The sequence below is a fragment of the Pseudoduganella sp. R-43 genome, from assembly GCF_049913255.1.
Lineage (GTDB): Bacteria > Pseudomonadota > Gammaproteobacteria > Burkholderiales > Burkholderiaceae_D > Rugamonas.
In genome coordinates, this window is sequence record NZ_CP183988.1 from 2061396 (window position 1) to 2077271 (window position 15876).

The window sequence follows — 15876 nt, forward strand, 5'->3', positions numbered from 1 at the left end:
GACCACGCAACGCATTGAAAAAGTACCCAGTCATGAGCTCTCTGAAAGAAATTACTGCATCGTCGACCTACAATCCGAACCGCGTTCTGGACGCCATCATCGAAAAGCTGCAACTGAAAAATGACGCAGCCCTGTCCCGCGCGCTGGAAGTTGCTCCACCAGTGATCAGCAAGATCCGCCACAACACGCTGCCAATCGGCGCGACGATCCTGATCCGCATGCATGAAATCAGCGATTTCAGCATTCGCGAACTGCGCGAACTGATGGCGCACTGAGCTTTCGCCAGGATGTAAAAAAAACGGCCGCACCTGCTTGGCAGGTGGCGGCCGTTTTCATTTGCGCGCTCGATCGGGCTCAGGCAGCTGCCAGGCGAGGACGGGCGGTGTAGAACAGCGATTGCGATGCGGCCTGGGCTTCGGCGCTGACGCGGCCGGAATAGGCGGTTTTCGCTTCGGCGGCGACACGGCCGGAGTAAGCGGTTTGCGCTTCAGCCGCCACGCGGCCTGAGTAGGCCGTCTTCGCTTCGGCTGCCACGCGGCCTGAGTAAGCGACTTGCGGCGCTGTCCCCGATGCGACGCGTCCGGAGTATGCCACTTGAGGCGCGGCTTCAGCTGCCACGCGGCCCGAGTAGGCCACCGCGACACGGCCGGAGTAGGCGACCTTCGGTGCAGCTTCGGCAGCGACACGGCCCGAGTAAGCCACTTGCGGCGCGGTTTCAGCAGCGACGCGGCCGGAGTAAGCGACCTTTGGCGCCGCTTCGGCGGCGATGCGTCCCGAATAGGCGACTTGCGGCGCGGCATTCGCGGCGACACGGCCCGAGTAAGCCACTTGCGGCGCGGTTTCAGCAGCGACGCGGCCGGAGTAAGCGACCTGCGGCGAAGCCTCGGCAGCGACACGGCCAGAATAGGCTACCTGCGGCGCGGCTTCAGCAGCCACACGGCCCGAATAGGCAACTTGCGGCGAAGCCTCGGCAGCGACGCGACCCGAGTAAGCGACTTGCGCGCCCGCTTCTTCGGCAGCCACGCGGCCGGAGTAGGCCACCTGCTGGCCAGCTTCATCTGCCACGCGGCCCGAGTACGCAAGCTGGGCGCCATCCGCTGCAGCCTCGGTTGCGACACGGCCCGAATAAGCAACCGCGCTGCGGAAATAGTCTTCGCCGAAGGTTTCTTCATACAGCTCCTTCATGCGGTTGCCCACGCGTTCATGCGCCTCTTCATCGTCTTCGCCGCGCAGGCCGATGTACGGGAAGTGGTGCAGGTAGTAGCCGAACACATTTTCGCAGTCGATGAAATACTTCATCGTGTCGAGGATGTGGTAGTGCCAGAAGATGTCCACGTCCATCAGCGGAGCGGTCTGCTCGTTGGGGAACATTTTCATCAGGTACAGGAAGCGACGGTATTCGAATTCGATTGCGTTAACCTTTTCCAGCGACCAGCCTTCGCCAGATTCCACATGCATCAGTTTCACCTTGATAGGTTCGAGGTCCAGGTCGGCAATAGCCTTGAAGCTTTCAGCAGAAATCATGAGTGACATCCCTTTATGGTGAGCGAATTTAAGACTGACTGAAGAGAGAGAAGACGCCGTTCTAGGGGGCTGGTGTTGTACTGCCTGGCATCTGAGGCGTTCGGAGTTGGGAACGCGTGTTGATGTAGATCAACTAGCTCAAGTATAGACATGGCCCCCGCTAATGCAAGTAACAATTCAAGCGTGCGCGGATTAAACAACACAGGAATGCTCCTTTCAAATCAATAGCTTGTCGCATCGCCAAATGTTACAAATGCATTTTTGCTGAGCTAGGGAAAGGGAGTTTGATTTGGATCAACGACGGCAGGCAAAATCCTACCGAGTGGTAAAAATGCCTAAGCGCTGAGGCGCATATCGTCGGCCGGCGCCACGCGGTAGCCGACGGGGACAGCAATGCTGACCGTGGTGCCGCCGTGTGCAAGGCTGGTGATCGAGCAGTTCCCGCCAAGCAGGCTGATGCGCTCCTCGATGCCGACCAGGCCGAAAGAGCCGGCCTTGTGCCGGCTGGCCGTATTGATGCCGATGCCGTTGTCGCTGATGGTCATGCGCAGCATGCCATGCGACTGGTGCAGTTCAACCCGCACCATCGTGGCCGATGCATGCTGGTGGATATTGCTGAGCGATTCCTGCAGCACGCGGAAAAAGGCGGTCGCGCAATGATCGTCGACGCCATGATCGGCCACCGCGTCTTCAGTGAATTCGCACTTGATGCCGGAGCGCAGGCGGAACTGCGCGATCTGCCATTCCACGGCAGCCGACAGTCCGAGGTCCAGCACGTTTGGCCGCAAATCGTTGATGATCTGGCGCACGCTGCGGATGGTATTGTCGATCTGGTGCAGCGTGGCGCGCGCCCGCGCATGCAATCGCGGATGGGTTTTTTCAGTGCGCGTGGCGAGGATATCGGCTTCAATGCGCAGGGCCAGCAGGTTCTGGCCCAGGTCATCGTGGATCTCGCGCGCGATACGCTTGCGCTCTTCTTCCTTGATGTGGTCCGCGTGCGCGGCCAGGCGGCGCAGGCGATGGTGCGACAGCTGCAGGCGCGCCTGGCTGTCGCGCAACTCGCGCGTCATGGCGCGCGCCAGCTTGACGGCGCGGCGGCGCGAAGAGGCCAGCGTGACAAACAATGCATAAATCAACACGCTTGCACCGAAACCCATGCTGCCTGCCAGCGCGGGCAGGTATTGATCGAAAGTCGAATACAGTGCGCGCTTCGGCACGCTGAACTGGGCATGCCAGGTGCGGCCATGGAACTGTATCGGCAGCTCGGTGATGAAATGGCTGCTGTCCGCGCCAGGCATATTAGGCTGGCTGTCGAACAGCAGGGTGGCTAGCCTGCCGATGCTGCTGCTATCGCGCAAGACAACGCGCACGGTGCGCACCGGCATTTCACCGAGCGCCACATCGACCAGGCGCGGCACGCTGAAGCCCAGGCCTACCGACCCGATGCAGGCAAGGCGCCGTTCTGCGACCGTGGTGACCGGCATGCCGTTGCGGTAGATCGGGATGCGCATGGCCATGCCAACATGGCTTGGCGCGCTGCGCAAGGGGATGGGCTGGCCGGAGCTGCTCAAGGCGCCCTGGTCGCGCGCCGAGAACAGGGCGCCCGCGACGCCTGGCCGGGCCGCAATATCAAGCCCATAACGGTCGCCGAAGCCTTCGAGCGGTTCGATCAGCGTCAGCACCGCGTATTCGGGACGTTTTCCTTCAGGGTGGAGGCGGTAGGCGGGGTAGAGCTTGTCTGTGAGCTGGCGCTGGCGGGCTTCCGCCGCCGGACGTTGCTCATCCGTGTAGTACTCGGCGAAGTTGATGTTGTCGATGGCCGGGTAATTGTGTTCCAGGTCCAGGCCTTGCACGTAGCGGTGGAAGGTTTGCCTGGTGACTTCGCCGCCGGCCTGGAAGTAGCTGGCCGCGGCTCGCAAGACATCGGTATATGCCTTGATACTGGTATTGATATTGAACTGCGTATTGCGGGCCTGGTTATGAAAGCGGGTGCGCGCTTCGCTCTCGACGGAGCGGGTGGCAACCGTAAACAGTCCGAGGCCGACGCCCAGCGATAGCGCAATGCCCAGCCACCACAAGGGTTTGGACGGAGAAAACAGGCTGAGCTGTAGGCGGGTCATTGCGCGACTATAAGAATTTCTCCTATTCAAGGTCAAGTTGCAAAAACACCACTTTGATTGAAATCAAACTAACAATAAAAAACCGCCCGAAGGCGGCTTTTTAGTCACAGTTTGGGTCAGTTATTTTGCCCAGCTATCTTTCAGCGTGACGATGCGGTTGAACACCGGCTTGCCTGGCTGCGACAGCACGCGGTCGGCCACGAAGTAACCGTGGCGCTCGAACTGGAAGCGCTGCTCGGCGGTGGCGTCCTTCAGGCCCGGCTCCAGGTAGGCTTGGACGATTTCCAGCGCTTTCGGGTTCAGGAACTCCTTGAAGTCCTTGCCGCCGGCGTCCGGTTTCTCTTCGGTGAACAGGCGGTCGTACAGGCGCACTTCCGCTTCCAGGGCCGCTTCGGCGCTGACCCAGGTGATATTGCCCTTCACCTTGTAGGTGTCGGCGCCCGGGGTGCCGGACTTGGAGTCTTCGAAGTACTTCACGCGCACGGCGGTGACCTTGCCGTTTTCATCCTTGTCGTAGCCGGTGCATTCGGCCACGAAGCCGTATTTCAGGCGCACGCGGGCGCCCGGCTGGTCGCCGACAGGAGGGGTGAAGCGGAAGTAGCCCTTGGCCGGCACTTCCATGAAGTCTTCTTCTTCGATCCACAGTTCGCGGGTGAAGGGGAAGGTGCGGTGGCCCAGCTCAGGGTGGTGCGGGTGGACCGGCGAGGTGCACTCGACCGACTGGCCTTCCGGGAAATTCTCGACGATCAGCTTCAGCGGGCGCAGCACGGCGATGGCGCGCGGGGCTTTCGGGTCCAGGTCTTCACGCACGGCGCCTTCCAGCACGCCGAAGTCGATCCAGCCGTCGGACTTGGTCACGCCGGTGCGCTCGCACATCAGCTGGATGCCCTCCGGGGTGAAGCCGCGGCGGCGCATGCCGGCCATGGTCGGCAGGCGCGGGTCGTCCCAGCCGTCCACGATGCCTTCTTCCACCATCTGGCGCAGCTTGCGCTTGGAGGTGACGATGTAGGTCAGGTTCAGGCGCGCGAATTCGTACTGGTGCGGCACCGGCTTCTTGAAGAAGCCGCCCTCGGACAGGGTTTCCAGCAGCCAGTCGTAGAACGGGCGGTGGTCCTGGAATTCCAGGGTGCAGATCGAGTGGGTGATGTTTTCCAGCGCGTCCGAAATCGGGTGCGTGTAGTCATACATCGGGTAGATGCACCAGTCGTCGCCCGTGCGATGGTGGTGGGCGTGGCGGATGCGGTAGATCGCCGGGTCGCGCATGTTCATGTTCGGCGAGGACATCGCATCTTCGCTGATCTTGGCGCGCAGTGCGTGCTCACCGTCCTTGTATTTGCCCGCCTTCATGTCGCGGAACAGCTGCAGGTTTTCTTCCACCGAACGGTTGCGGAAAGGCGAGTTGGTGCCGGCGACGCCGAAACCGCCGCGGGTGTTCTTCATTTCCTCGGCGCTCTGGCTGTCGACGTAGGCTTTGCCGACCTTGATCAGGTATTCGGCCATTTCGTACAGCTTGTCGAAATAGTCGGAGGCGTAATACAGGTGTTCGCCGGCGCCTACCGGGCCTTTGTAGTTCCAGTCGAAACCGAGCCAGCGCACGCTGTCGATGATGGAATCGACGTATTCCTGTTCTTCTTTTTCAGGATTGGTGTCGTCGAAGCGCAGGTGGCAGCGGCCGCCGAAATCGCGCGCCAGGCCGAAGTTGGTGTAGATGGACTTGGCGTGGCCGACGTGCAGGTAGCCGTTTGGCTCCGGCGGGAAGCGGGTGATGACCGGCGGCAGGCCTTCGCGGGTATGCGCGCCGGAGGCCAGGTCGGCTTCAACGATATTGCGCAGGAAATTGGGCGCTGGGGCGTGGGTTTTGTCGTTGCTCATGTATGTTTTAGTCTTTAAAACCGGTAAACAGGGTCTGACCCGCAGGGTCAGACCCCGTCAGCTCCACCGCCTGGGGCTTGGATTGAAACCCAACCCCCAGCCGTTGAACAGACAGGGTGAGACCCTTGGGTCTGACCATGGTTTACCGGTTTTAGGGTGATATTCAGCGTAAACAGGGCATTTTATAGGATAATTCGACATTACGCGTTTAAAAACCGGCCCGGAGTTGCAATATGGAAAATTTATATAATGTGCTCGGTGTCGCGCCCAATGCCTCTGACGAGGAAATCAAGAAGGTCTATCGTTCCCTGGCCATGCGTTTCCACCCGGACCGCAACCAGGAACCGGGCGCCGACGCCCGCTTCAAGGCCATCGTCAAAGCTTATGAAGTGTTGTCCGACCCCGAAAAACGGGAAGAATACAACCAGAGTGTGCACCACCGCATCATCATTGACCCGGAAGCGGAAGCCTACCAACAATGGCGTTCCATCTTCAGCGTCAACGGCGTGACGATCCCCGCCGCCTGAATCAACAGAAAGACAGCAGCAAATGAGAAAAGTACACCCAGAGTTCGCCTACCAGGCGCGCGAACTGGAAGGGCAGATCGAGGGCATCCTCGGCGATCCGCCTGACCACAAGAACTACAAGAAGATGGTCGAAGCGCTGCGCACCGAATACCTGAACGGCGGCGGCATCGACGATTTGAACATGATGGCATTCGCCCTGGTGGATGTGATCGAATTCCACGACCCGAAGGCAGCTTTTGCCGACGCCGAAGATTTCGAATACGGCGACCCGGCCCGCGTGTTCGGCGCGGCCACCTGCCCGAAAGCGGAAGGCCTGCTGGAAGCGCTGGAAGAGAACCACCCGGACCTGGGGCGCCAGGCCATCATCACCGCGCTGCTGCACAAGCATCCGCGCATGTGGGACGACGAGGACACTTCGCTCGACCGCCTGGCTGAAGGCGACGAGGGCGATGATGAAGACGATTACGCGGATGATGTCGCAACCGACGACTTCACCGGCATCTTTGACCAGCAGGAGGATTGAGCATGACCGACAAGAATCTGCCAGCCATTCGCAAGCAGGTCACCGAACTCGTTCTGGCGGGCTCCCTGGAGCACGCCGAGCGGGCCTTTGCCGAAGCAGCGGACACCCACGGCGACCTGGCCGTGGTCGAAGTGCTGCAAGAGCTGCCGCCGCATGTGACGGCGCTGCACATGTCCGGCTTCGACGGCGGCAAGATGTCGCTGGCGACCCTGCTGGTGCCGCCGAAGCAGTGGGCCGAAAGCCTGGCATACATCGCCGCCACCTGGCCGGACGACATGATCGAAGACGACCCTGAGCGCATCGCCGAATCGCTGTTCGCCCACATGCACGGCGTGATCTTCGGCACTGAAGACGAAGAGCGCCGCGCCGAGCTGCTGAAAGAAGCGTCGGCCACCGACTGGGGCTGCACCGCGTTCGCAATCCTGTTCTCGCTGGCGCCGAAAGAGGTGCTGGAAGTGGCGGGCGAAGTGATCTCGAAGGGTGCCTACCTGACCGGCCAGACTTCGTCCGACAACGACATCGTTCCCGTTGCCGTCGCCCTGGCGCAAGCCAATGAAGACGGCTGGGACCGCGCCCTGTTCGAATTGTTCCCGGAATTCCGCCACAGCGCCGACCTGGCCGATGCGGAATTCAGCGACGATCCGGACGAAGAGCCCGAGCACCTGCAGCGCTCCACCAAGGAGCTGCTGTACCGCCTGCGCAAGCAAGTGCCGACCACCCGCAGTGGCACCGGCCGCGAACGCGCACGCCGCTCGATCGGTACGGGGATCTTCGGCTGATGCTGCCCGCACTCGTCAAAGAAAGCCTGCCGCGACTGACCCGCGCCATCAAACTGCTGCCAGGCGACGACCGCGAAGATGCGGCCAGCATCCTGGCGGAAGAGTTGAGCGGCATCACAGCCATGGTCGCGGACAAGTTCACCAACAACCGCACTGCGGAAGGCATCCAGAAGGCAGTCAACCTGACGGTTGGCGGCGTGTCGCTCGGCCTGGAGCAGGTGCTGACCGTCGATTCCGACGAGCTGGCGCTGGACTACCTGGTGGAGCAGGGCGCTGAGCTGGCCTTCCAGGCGGGCTTCCGCCAGTTGAAAGACCTGGCTGCGATGCCGGAAGATACGCTGATTGGAGAGTACGACAACGACCCGATGTATGCACAGCGCCGCCTGCGCGACCTGTTCTTCGACATCTGCTTCACCGAGCCCGGCGCCAACTGGGATGGACCATCCAAGTACCAGGCGCAGTTGAAGCAGCGCCAGGAAGTGCAAGCCGTGGTGCGCCTGGCGAACTGGCTGCGCCGCCACAACCTGGAAGGCGCAATCAAGGACCCGGACCTGAACGCGGAAGGCGTGATCGCGCTGGCGATCATCTTCGCGGTGGAAGGTGGTGGCCGCATCGTCGCCCGCACCGGCCAGAAGGAGTTCGAACGCTTCGTGAAGGCTGTGCGCAAGGCCAAGCCGGATTACGAAGCGGGCTGGCAAGCGCTGGTCGCAGCGGTGCCCGAGCAGCATCACCCGGTCCTGCTGCATCGCATCGACCTGTACCGCCGCACCTGCACCGTGCTGCAAAAGTTGCCGGGCCGCTACGCAATGAAGACGCTGTGGACCGAGCTGGAAAACTACGCCGGCTCCGAGCTCGACGCCGACTACGATTGATAAACTGGACCAGCGCCAGACGAGCATGCGTGTCTGACCCTGTGGGTCAGACACCGGTTTACCGGTTCTCCTCCAGCGCCACCCGGACAAACGCCTCCACCAACGCCCCGCCATCCCCCCGCCGCTGCGCCAATTGCAGCGAAGTGACCGCCCCCGCATCATCCAGCGGCCGGAACACCACTCCCTCCAGATGCATCGACTGGAACGGCGAAGGCAGCACCGACACCCCAATCCCCGCCGCAACCAGCCCGATAATGGTTGCCGCCTCGCCCGCTTCCATGGCCACCTGCGGCACGAAGCCCGCCGACCGGCACATGCCCAGAATGGCGTGATTGATGCCCACGCCAGACTCCTTCGGATACATTACCCACGGCAGCTCCGCCAGGTCAGCCACCTTGATCATGCGCTTGCGCGCCAATGGCGAATCGCTCGCAAGCACCAGCAACAGCGCATCGCGGCGCAGCGTCGTCAGCTCCAGGTGCTCCGGCAAAGCCACCTCCGGCGGCCGCACGAAACCAAGATCTATCTTGCGAGCCTCCAGGGCATCGATTTGATGCAGCGTCGTCATCTCATGCAAGGTAAGCGCCACGTCCGGATAAAGCTGGCGATAGCGGCGGATCGCGCGCGCAAACAGCGGCGTGAAAGGCGTGGAAAACGTAAAGCCCACACGCAGTTCGCCAGCCTCGCCACGCTGCGCCCGGCGCGCCCGCTTGGCCGCGCGCTCGGATTGCGCCAGGATGGCCCGCGCATCTTCAAGAAACAGCTTGCCGGCTTCGGTAAGGCGCACCCAGCGCTTGCTGCGATCGAAGAGACGCGCGCCCACTTCCGCTTCAAGGGCCTGGATTTGCTGGGACAGCGGCGGCTGGCCGATATGCAGCCGCTCAGCCGCGCGAGTGAAGCTCAGTTCCTCGGCCACAGCCACGAAATAGCGCAGATGACGCAATTCCATAATATGTTGAAGCGATTAATAACGCCTTAAATATATATTGGACAGTAATACAGGGCAATCCTAAGATGAATTCACGATGAAATCCCTCAGCCACCCCACCAATCGCGCCATGTTCTTTGGCGGCTTTTCCTGCTTCGCGCTGTTGTACTGCGTGCAACCCTTGATGCCGCTGCTATCCAGCGAATTTGCGCTGACGCCCGCGCAGAGCAGCCTGTCCTTGTCGCTGGCCACGGCGGCGATGGCAGTCTCGCTGCTCGCGTCGAGCGCCATTTCCGACCGCTTCGGCCGCAAGCCCTTGATGGTGGGAGCGCTCGCGATCTCCGCGATCATGACTTTGCTGTGCGCTCTGGCCGATGGATACGGCCAGCTGCTTGTCGCGCGGGTTTTGCTCGGCGTGGCGCTGGGCGGCATGCCAGCCGTCGCCATGGCATACCTGGCAGAGGAGATCGAACCCGAATCCTTGGGGCTATCGATGGGTCTTTACATCAGCGGCAGTGCGTTCGGCGGGATGGTCGGGCGCATGGTGACATCGATACTGAGCGACTTTTTCTCCTGGCGCGTGGCGCTGGTGGCGATGGGCGCGGCCGGAGTATTGGCTGCAGTCGAATTCTGGCGCAGTCTGCCGGAGTCGCGCCGTTTCCACCGGTCGCCCGGAGGCTGGCGCGCGCTGCCGGAGAATGCGCTCCGCCACCTGCGCGATGACGGCCTGCCTTGGCTGTTCACCCTGGCCTTCCTGTTAATGGGTTGCATGGTCAGCGCCTACAACTACATCAGTTACCGCCTGCTGGCCGTGCCGTTCGAGCTGCGTCAAAGTGTGGTGGGTGGAATTTCGTTTCTGTACCTGCTGGGGATTTTCAGTTCGGTCTGGGCAGGCAAGCTGGCGGACCGTTACGGCCGCAAGGGCGTGCTGTACCTGGTTCTCAGCTTAATGCTGACAGGCATTGTGTTGACCTTGTCGAGCTGCTTGCCGCTGGTAATCGCCGGGCTGGCCCTGTTCACCTTCGCTTTCTTTGCAGCGCATTCCATGACAAGCAGCTGGGTTGGCCGACGTGCTCGCGGGGCGGCATTGGCATCCGCGCTATACCTGTTCTTCTACTACCTCGGCTCCAGCGTGATTGGCTGGGCTTCAGGAATACTGTGGGGAAGGGCAGGCTGGGCGGGCGTGGTGCTGTTGCTTGCAAGCTGCCTCGTCGCAGCTGTCGCGATCGCAATCCACCTGCGCCGGTTGACGCCAATCACGCCAATGTTGAGCCAGATCAAAGCTGAGGCAGGGTGATTGAACCGCCGAGCGCGAACGATCTCCAAGTCCCACCGGCACGCTGGGTGCCGTTTTGAGCGAGGAGATCATCATGATGCACGATCGAGAAATCCGTATCAGGCTCAGCAACATCCAAATGGCTGTCAGCCAGGCCGCGCAAGCCTTATCGGCCGAACGCCACCTGACAGGCGAGCTGCGCGATACGATCCAGAAGCTGGACCGCCGCTCCGACGACATCAGCGAAATGCTGGTGAGTGAAGACTACGCCAACGTACCCAAGTTGGTAGACGACATGGAAATGCTCGGCGCCCGGGCCCGGCGCGTCTGCGCCAGCGAGCGCATGCAAGTGACGCCCGAGATGAAGGCCGCAGTCAACTTCATGCATCGCGAATTATTCGACTTCAAGCAGCACCTGCACTAAAGGCGTACCAGCCGAGCCCGTGTCACACCATGGGGTCACACCCCAGGTGTGACACGGGCTCTTCCGCACTGCGGTTGGGCTCGTGTCACTCTCGGGGTGTGACCCCAAGGTGTGACACGGGCTCGGCCGTAACGCGTTACAGGATGCCTTTGGCGCGCAGGGAGGCGATGTCGGCCTCGCTGCGGCCGAGGACTTCGCGCAGCACTTCGTCGGTGTGCTGGCCAAGCAGGGGCGGGGCCATGTCGGTTTCTGCGGGACTGGCGCTCAGGCGCATTGGGTTGCGCACCAGTTTCACTTTGCCGGCGGTCGGGTGGGCTGTTTCAATCATCATGCCGCGCGCTTGCACTTGCGGGTTCTTGAATACGTCGTGCAGGTCGTTGATTGGGCCGCATGGCACGCCTACCGCTTCCAGCTGTTCGATCCACCAGTCGCGCGGTTGTGACTTCACCATGTCAGCCAGGATCGGCACCAGCTCGTCGCGGTTCTTCACGCGCAGTGGATTGGTGGCGTAGCGTTCGTGTGTGGCAAGGTCGGGGCGGCCGCCCACTTCCACGAATTTCTGGTACTGGCCGTCGTTGCCGGTGGCGACGATGATGTAGCCGTCGGCGCAGGCGAAGGTCTGGTACGGCACGATGTTGGCGTGGGCGTTGCCCCAGCGCTTGGGCGCTTTGCCGCTATTCAGGTAGTTGGAGCCCATATTGGCCAACATCGCGACCTGCACGTCCAGCAGCGCCATGTCGATATATTGACCTTCGCCGGTCCGGTCGCGGTGGGTCAGGGCGGCCAAAATTGCGATGGTGGAGTACATGCCGGTCATCAGGTCGGTCAGGGCCACGCCGGCTTTCTGCGGGCCGCCGCCCGGCAGGTCGTCGCGCTCGCCGGTGACGGACATCAAACCGCCCATGCCCTGGATCAGGAAGTCGTAGCCGGCGCGGTGTGCGTAGGGGCCGTCCTGGCCAAAGCCGGTTACGGAGCAGTAGACCAGGTCCGGCTTGACGGCCTTCAGCGATTCATAATCCAGGCCATATTTTTTCAGCTGGCCGACCTTGTAGTTTTCCAGCACCACGTCGGCGTGCCTGGCCAGTTCGCGGATCAGGGCCTGGCCCTCCGGCTTGGAGATGTCGCAGGTGACCGAGCGCTTGCCGCGGTTGGCGGACAGGTAGTAGGCGGCTTCGGTGGTGTCGGCGCCGGAGGCGTCCTTGGCGTAGGGTGGCCCCCAGGCGCGGGTGTCGTCACCGCTGCCCGGCCGCTCGATCTTGATCACGTCCGCGCCCAGGTCGGCGAGGTTCTGCGAGCACCAGGGGCCGGCCAGCACGCGGCTTAAATCCAGTACGCGAATGTGTCCAAGGGCCTTCGGGGTCATGTTGTCTTCTTCCTACTGTTTTCAGGGAGCGTTAGCTTAACGCATCCAACCGTGTTAGTGTCTTAATCCTATGTGGCCCTACCCAAAAATCGTTGCGCATCGCGGAGGCGGCACGCTGGCTCCGGAAAACACCATCGCCGGCTTGCGTGCCGGCCTGGCTTATGGTTTCCGCGCGGTGGAATTCGACGTCATGCTGTCATCCGATGGCATTGGCGTGGTGATGCATGATCCGCACTTTGGCCGCACGATCTATGGCGATGGCTATGTGCCGAACTTTTCGGCAGCCGAATTGGCGAAGATGGATGCCGGGCGATGGTTCGGCCCTGAGTTCCGCGGTGAGCCAGTGCCTTTATTCCTGGAGTGGGTCGACTACTGCAAAGAGCATAAGATCTGGATGAATATCGAGATCAAGCCGGCTGAAGGCCATGATGAGGCGACCGGCCGTTGGGTGGCGCAGACTGCGCGTGCCCGTTTCGCTGCCGAGGTGGCGGCCGGCGATCCGGCGTCAATGCCTTTGCTCTCGTCCTTCAGCATGCCGGCCTTGGCGGCGGCGCGCGATGCTGCGCCCGAACTACCGCGGGCTTGTCTGTTTGATAAAATTCCCCCCAATTGGCTGGAAACGGCGCGCGACCTTGGCGCGGTGGCGATCCATACCAACCACAAATACCTGACACCGGACCAGGCAAGAGCGGTGAAGGCAGCAGGCCTGGGCCTGTTTTGCTATACCGTCAATACGCCGGAACGAGCGCGGGAAATCCTCGCGCTCGGCGTAGACGCCTTCTGCACCGACCGCATCGACTTGATCGGGCCGGACTTCGCTTGATAAATGGGGACGCACCCCATCTAGAGGAAATTTCCCTCTAAATGGGATACGTCCCCATTTATCAGGCGAACTGTTCACGTATAATCAACCCTTTGCACCAGCCTGCAACCTACCTTTTACGACATGAAATCTGCTGAAATTCGCGAAAAGTTCCTGAAATTCTTCGAATCCAAGGGCCATACGATTGTCCGTTCCAGCCCGCTGGTGCCAGGCAACGACCCGACCCTGCTGTTGACCAACTCCGGCATGGTGCAGTTCAAGGATGTGTTCCTGGGCCAGGATGTGCGCCCGTATTCCCGTGCCACCACCGTGCAGCGCTGCGTGCGCGCCGGCGGCAAGCATAACGACCTGGAAAACGTCGGCTACACCGCGCGTCACCACACCTTCTTCGAAATGCTGGGCAATTTCAGCTTCGGCGACTATTTCAAGCGCGATGCCATCCAATACGCGTGGGAGCTGCTGACCAAGGTCTATGGCCTGCCGCCTGAGAAGCTGACCGTCACCGTCTACATCGAGGACGACGAAGCCTACGATATCTGGGCCAACGAAATCGGCGTGCCGAAAGAGCGCATCATCCGCATCGGCGACAACAAGGGTTCGCGTTACGCGTCGGACAACTTCTGGCAGATGGCCGACACCGGCCCATGCGGTCCTTGCACCGAGATCTTCTACGACCACGGCGCCGACATCTGGGGCGGTCCTCCGGGCTCGGACCAGGAAGACGGCGACCGCTTCATCGAAATCTGGAACCTGGTGTTCATGCAGTTCAACCGCGACGAAGCGGGCGTGATGCACAAGCTGCCGAAGCCTTGCGTGGATACCGGCATGGGCATGGAGCGCCTGGCTGCCGTCCTGCAGCACGTGCACTCGAACTATGAGATCGATTCCTTCCAGGCCCTGATCAAGGCTGCCGCCCGCGAAACCGGCGCGACCGACCTGGAAAACAAATCGCTGCGCGTGATCGCCGACCACATCCGCGCTGCTGCTTTCATGATCGTCGACGGCATCATCCCTGGCCCTGAAGGCCACGGCTATGTCCTGCGCCGCATCATCCGCCGCGCACTGCGTCACGGCCACAAACTGGGCCAGACCAAAGCCTTCTTCTACAAGCTGGTGGCAGACCTGAACACCGAAATGGGCGTTGCCTATCCTGAGCTGGCGGAAGCCAAGGACCGCGTGGCCCAGGTGCTGAAGGCGGAAGAGGAGCGTTTCGGCGAGACCCTGGAAAACGGCATGAAGATCCTGGAAGCCCAACTGGCCAAGGATCCGAAGAACCTGGATGGTGCTACCGCCTTCACCCTGTACGACACCTACGGCTTCCCACTGGACCTGACCGCCGACATCTGCCGCGAACGCGAAGTGACGCTGGACGAAGCAGGCTTCAACGTCGCCATGGAAGCGCAGAAGCAGAAGGCGCGCGAAGGCGGCAAGTTCAAGAAGATGGCTGCCAACGTTGAATACTCCGGCGAGAAGAACAAGTTCGTCGGCTATGACCAGCTGCTGCATGATTCGAAAGTGATCGCCCTGTACGCCAACGGCGCACCGGTGCAGGAACTGAAGACCGGCGAGCAGGGCATCGTCGTGCTGGATACCACCCCGTTCTACGCCGAATCCGGCGGCCAGGTGGGCGACCAGGGCCTGATCACCGGCGCCACCGGCCGCTTCGACGTGGAAGACACGCTGAAGATCCAGGCTGACGTGTTCGGCCACCACGGCGTGGTGGCACAGGGTTCGCTGAAAGTGGGCGACGCTGTCGGCGCTGCTGTGGACCAGCATTCGCGCGGCCGCACCATCCGTAACCACTCGGCGACCCACCTGATGCACAAGGCCCTGCGCGAAGTGCTGGGCTCCCACGTGGCGCAGAAAGGCTCGCTGGTTGATCCGGACAAGGCGCGTTTCGACTTCTCCCACACCCAGCCGATGACCGCCGAGGAAATCGCCAAGGTGGAAGCCATCGTCAACGCCGAGATCCTGGCCAATGCTGCGACCCAGTCGCACCACATGTCCTTCGACGACGCCGTGAAGCATGGCGCCATGGCGCTGTTCGGCGAGAAGTACGGCGACGAAGTGCGCGTGATGGACATCGGTTCCTCGAAAGAGCTGTGCGGCGGCGTGCACGTGCACCGCACCGGCGATATCGGCCTGTTCAAGATCGTATCGGAAGGCGGCGTTGCTGCCGGTATCCGCCGCGTGGAAGCCGTGACCGGCGAAGGCGCCTTGGCGCTGGTGCAGGGCATGGCTCGCAAGCTGAACGAAGCTGCTGCCGCGCTGAAGTCGAACCCGGAAGAACTGACTTCCAAGATCGCCGCCGTGCAGGACCAGGTGAAGTCGCTGGAAAAAGAACTGGCTGCGTTGAAGTCCAAGCTGGCTTCCGGCCAGGGCGACGAACTGGTCAACAAGGCGGTCGACGTCAAGGGCCTGAAGGTGCTGGCTGCAACCATGGAAGGCGCCGACGTGACCGCGCTGCGCGAAACCATGGACAAGCTGAAAGACAAGCTGAAGTCCGCTGCCATCGTGCTGGCTTCCGTCAATGACGGCAAGGTCAGCCTGATCGCCGGCGTGACGGCGGACTCGATCGGCAAGGTCAAGGCCGGCGAGCTGGTCAACTTCGTTGCACAACAAGTGGGCGGCAAGGGCGGTGGACGTCCTGACATGGCGCAAGCCGGCGGCACCAATCCGGATGCACTGCCAGGTGCTCTCGGTGGCGTTGCAGCATGGGTGGAGTCGCGTATCTAAAAGCTGCCAGGGGCCCGCGCTTCCTAGTGCGGGCCTTTCCGATATTGCAAGGTCGTTGTGATTTTGCAACGCAACATTAACTATTTTGGTGCAGTGCGTCAGACGCACA

General features: G+C 61.7%; 14 protein-coding genes. 9 read left to right on the forward strand and 5 right to left on the reverse strand.

Annotated features, from left to right (window positions below; translation table 11 throughout):
• The first annotated feature begins 32 nt into the window (after nt 1–32).
• Complete coding sequence (locus tag ACN9M3_RS09370; protein WP_130315086.1) at nt 33–275, forward strand: hypothetical protein; 243 nt, start codon at nt 33–35, stop codon at nt 273–275.
• Nucleotides 276–354: 79 nt separating this feature from the next.
• Here the strand turns inward: ACN9M3_RS09370 and ACN9M3_RS09375 are convergent, their stop codons facing one another.
• The 3 genes from ACN9M3_RS09375 to ACN9M3_RS09385 all read right to left on the reverse strand — a co-directional run bounded on the left by ACN9M3_RS09375 (nt 355) and on the right by ACN9M3_RS09385 (nt 5516).
• Nucleotides 355–1524 (reverse strand): glycine-rich domain-containing protein-like, encoded by a 1170-nt coding sequence (locus ACN9M3_RS09375; protein ID WP_426322019.1) that lies wholly within the window; start codon nt 1522–1524, stop codon nt 355–357.
• Nucleotides 1525–1859: 335 nt separating this feature from the next.
• On the reverse strand, nt 1860–3644 hold the full coding sequence (locus ACN9M3_RS09380; protein ID WP_426322021.1) for a CHASE domain-containing protein: 1785 nt from the start codon (nt 3642–3644) through the stop codon (nt 1860–1862).
• A 120-nt stretch (nt 3645–3764) separates the two neighbouring features.
• On the reverse strand, nt 3765–5516 hold the full coding sequence (locus tag ACN9M3_RS09385; RefSeq protein ID WP_426322023.1) for a glutamine--tRNA ligase/YqeY domain fusion protein: 1752 nt from the start codon (nt 5514–5516) through the stop codon (nt 3765–3767).
• A gap of 233 nt (nt 5517–5749) precedes the next feature.
• On the opposite strand from ACN9M3_RS09385, the gene ACN9M3_RS09390 reads away from it, so the two are divergent.
• Genes ACN9M3_RS09390 through ACN9M3_RS09405 form a run of 4 tightly spaced genes read left to right on the forward strand, consistent with a single transcriptional unit; the run spans nt 5750 to nt 8217 of the window.
• A complete protein-coding gene (locus ACN9M3_RS09390) occupies nt 5750–6043 on the forward strand; it encodes a DnaJ domain-containing protein (protein ID WP_426170185.1) in 294 nt (97 codons plus the stop codon).
• Between the two features lie 22 nt (nt 6044–6065).
• Nucleotides 6066–6566, forward strand: a complete 501-nt coding sequence (locus tag ACN9M3_RS09395) for a hypothetical protein (protein WP_426322026.1) — start codon at nt 6066–6068, stop codon at nt 6564–6566.
• Between the two features lie 2 nt (nt 6567–6568).
• Nucleotides 6569–7345 (forward strand): hypothetical protein, encoded by a 777-nt coding sequence (locus tag ACN9M3_RS09400; RefSeq protein WP_426170189.1) that lies wholly within the window; start codon nt 6569–6571, stop codon nt 7343–7345.
• Nucleotides 7345–8217, forward strand: a complete 873-nt coding sequence (locus tag ACN9M3_RS09405; RefSeq protein ID WP_426170191.1) for a hypothetical protein — start codon at nt 7345–7347, stop codon at nt 8215–8217. The genes ACN9M3_RS09400 and ACN9M3_RS09405 overlap by 1 nt, the downstream gene beginning before the upstream one ends.
• A gap of 58 nt (nt 8218–8275) precedes the next feature.
• Here ACN9M3_RS09405 and ACN9M3_RS09410 read toward each other — a convergent pair whose 3' ends face one another.
• Entirely contained in the window at nt 8276–9166 is an 891-nt protein-coding gene (locus ACN9M3_RS09410) for a LysR family transcriptional regulator (RefSeq protein ID WP_426170194.1), read from the reverse strand.
• Nucleotides 9167–9242: 76 nt separating this feature from the next.
• Here ACN9M3_RS09410 and ACN9M3_RS09415 point away from each other — a divergent pair, with 76 nt between their 5' ends.
• Nucleotides 9243–10442, forward strand: coding sequence for an MFS transporter (locus ACN9M3_RS09415; protein ID WP_426322029.1), 1200 nt, complete (start codon nt 9243–9245; stop codon nt 10440–10442).
• 73 nt (nt 10443–10515) lie between these two features.
• Nucleotides 10516–10845, forward strand: coding sequence for a hypothetical protein (locus ACN9M3_RS09420; protein WP_130315077.1), 330 nt, complete (start codon nt 10516–10518; stop codon nt 10843–10845).
• Between the two features lie 136 nt (nt 10846–10981).
• On the opposite strand, the gene ACN9M3_RS09425 is transcribed toward ACN9M3_RS09420, so the two are convergent.
• A complete protein-coding gene (locus tag ACN9M3_RS09425; RefSeq protein WP_426170199.1) occupies nt 10982–12208 on the reverse strand; it encodes a CaiB/BaiF CoA transferase family protein in 1227 nt (408 codons plus the stop codon).
• 70 nt (nt 12209–12278) lie between these two features.
• On the opposite strand from ACN9M3_RS09425, the gene ugpQ reads away from it, so the two are divergent.
• Nucleotides 12279–13031, forward strand: coding sequence for a glycerophosphodiester phosphodiesterase (gene ugpQ, locus ACN9M3_RS09430; protein WP_426170202.1), 753 nt, complete (start codon nt 12279–12281; stop codon nt 13029–13031).
• A 123-nt stretch (nt 13032–13154) separates the two neighbouring features.
• A complete protein-coding gene (gene alaS / locus ACN9M3_RS09435; protein ID WP_426170204.1) occupies nt 13155–15767 on the forward strand; it encodes an alanine--tRNA ligase in 2613 nt (870 codons plus the stop codon).
• Nucleotides 15768–15876: the final 109 nt, after the last annotated feature.

What these genes read in the sequence shown, in the direction of transcription:
- ACN9M3_RS09370 (WP_130315086.1), top strand. Translation starts at nt 33, where the DNA reads ATGAGCTCTCTGAAAGAAATTACTGCATCGTCGACCTACAATCCGAAC.
- ACN9M3_RS09375 (WP_426322019.1), bottom strand. Translation starts at nt 1,524, where the DNA reads ATGATTTCTGCTGAAAGCTTCAAGGCTATTGCCGACCTGGACCTCGAA.
- ACN9M3_RS09380 (WP_426322021.1), bottom strand. Translation starts at nt 3,644, where the DNA reads ATGACCCGCCTACAGCTCAGCCTGTTTTCTCCGTCCAAACCCTTGTGG.
- ACN9M3_RS09385 (WP_426322023.1), bottom strand. Translation starts at nt 5,516, where the DNA reads ATGAGCAACGACAAAACCCACGCCCCAGCGCCCAATTTCCTGCGCAAT.
- ACN9M3_RS09390 (WP_426170185.1), top strand. Translation starts at nt 5,750, where the DNA reads ATGGAAAATTTATATAATGTGCTCGGTGTCGCGCCCAATGCCTCTGAC.
- ACN9M3_RS09395 (WP_426322026.1), top strand. Translation starts at nt 6,066, where the DNA reads ATGAGAAAAGTACACCCAGAGTTCGCCTACCAGGCGCGCGAACTGGAA.
- ACN9M3_RS09400 (WP_426170189.1), top strand. Translation starts at nt 6,569, where the DNA reads ATGACCGACAAGAATCTGCCAGCCATTCGCAAGCAGGTCACCGAACTC.
- ACN9M3_RS09405 (WP_426170191.1), top strand. Translation starts at nt 7,345, where the DNA reads ATGCTGCCCGCACTCGTCAAAGAAAGCCTGCCGCGACTGACCCGCGCC.
- ACN9M3_RS09410 (WP_426170194.1), bottom strand. Translation starts at nt 9,166, where the DNA reads ATGGAATTGCGTCATCTGCGCTATTTCGTGGCTGTGGCCGAGGAACTG.
- ACN9M3_RS09415 (WP_426322029.1), top strand. Translation starts at nt 9,243, where the DNA reads ATGAAATCCCTCAGCCACCCCACCAATCGCGCCATGTTCTTTGGCGGC.
- ACN9M3_RS09420 (WP_130315077.1), top strand. Translation starts at nt 10,516, where the DNA reads ATGATGCACGATCGAGAAATCCGTATCAGGCTCAGCAACATCCAAATG.
- ACN9M3_RS09425 (WP_426170199.1), bottom strand. Translation starts at nt 12,208, where the DNA reads ATGACCCCGAAGGCCCTTGGACACATTCGCGTACTGGATTTAAGCCGC.
- ugpQ (WP_426170202.1), top strand. Translation starts at nt 12,279, where the DNA reads ATGTGGCCCTACCCAAAAATCGTTGCGCATCGCGGAGGCGGCACGCTG.
- alaS (WP_426170204.1), top strand. Translation starts at nt 13,155, where the DNA reads ATGAAATCTGCTGAAATTCGCGAAAAGTTCCTGAAATTCTTCGAATCC.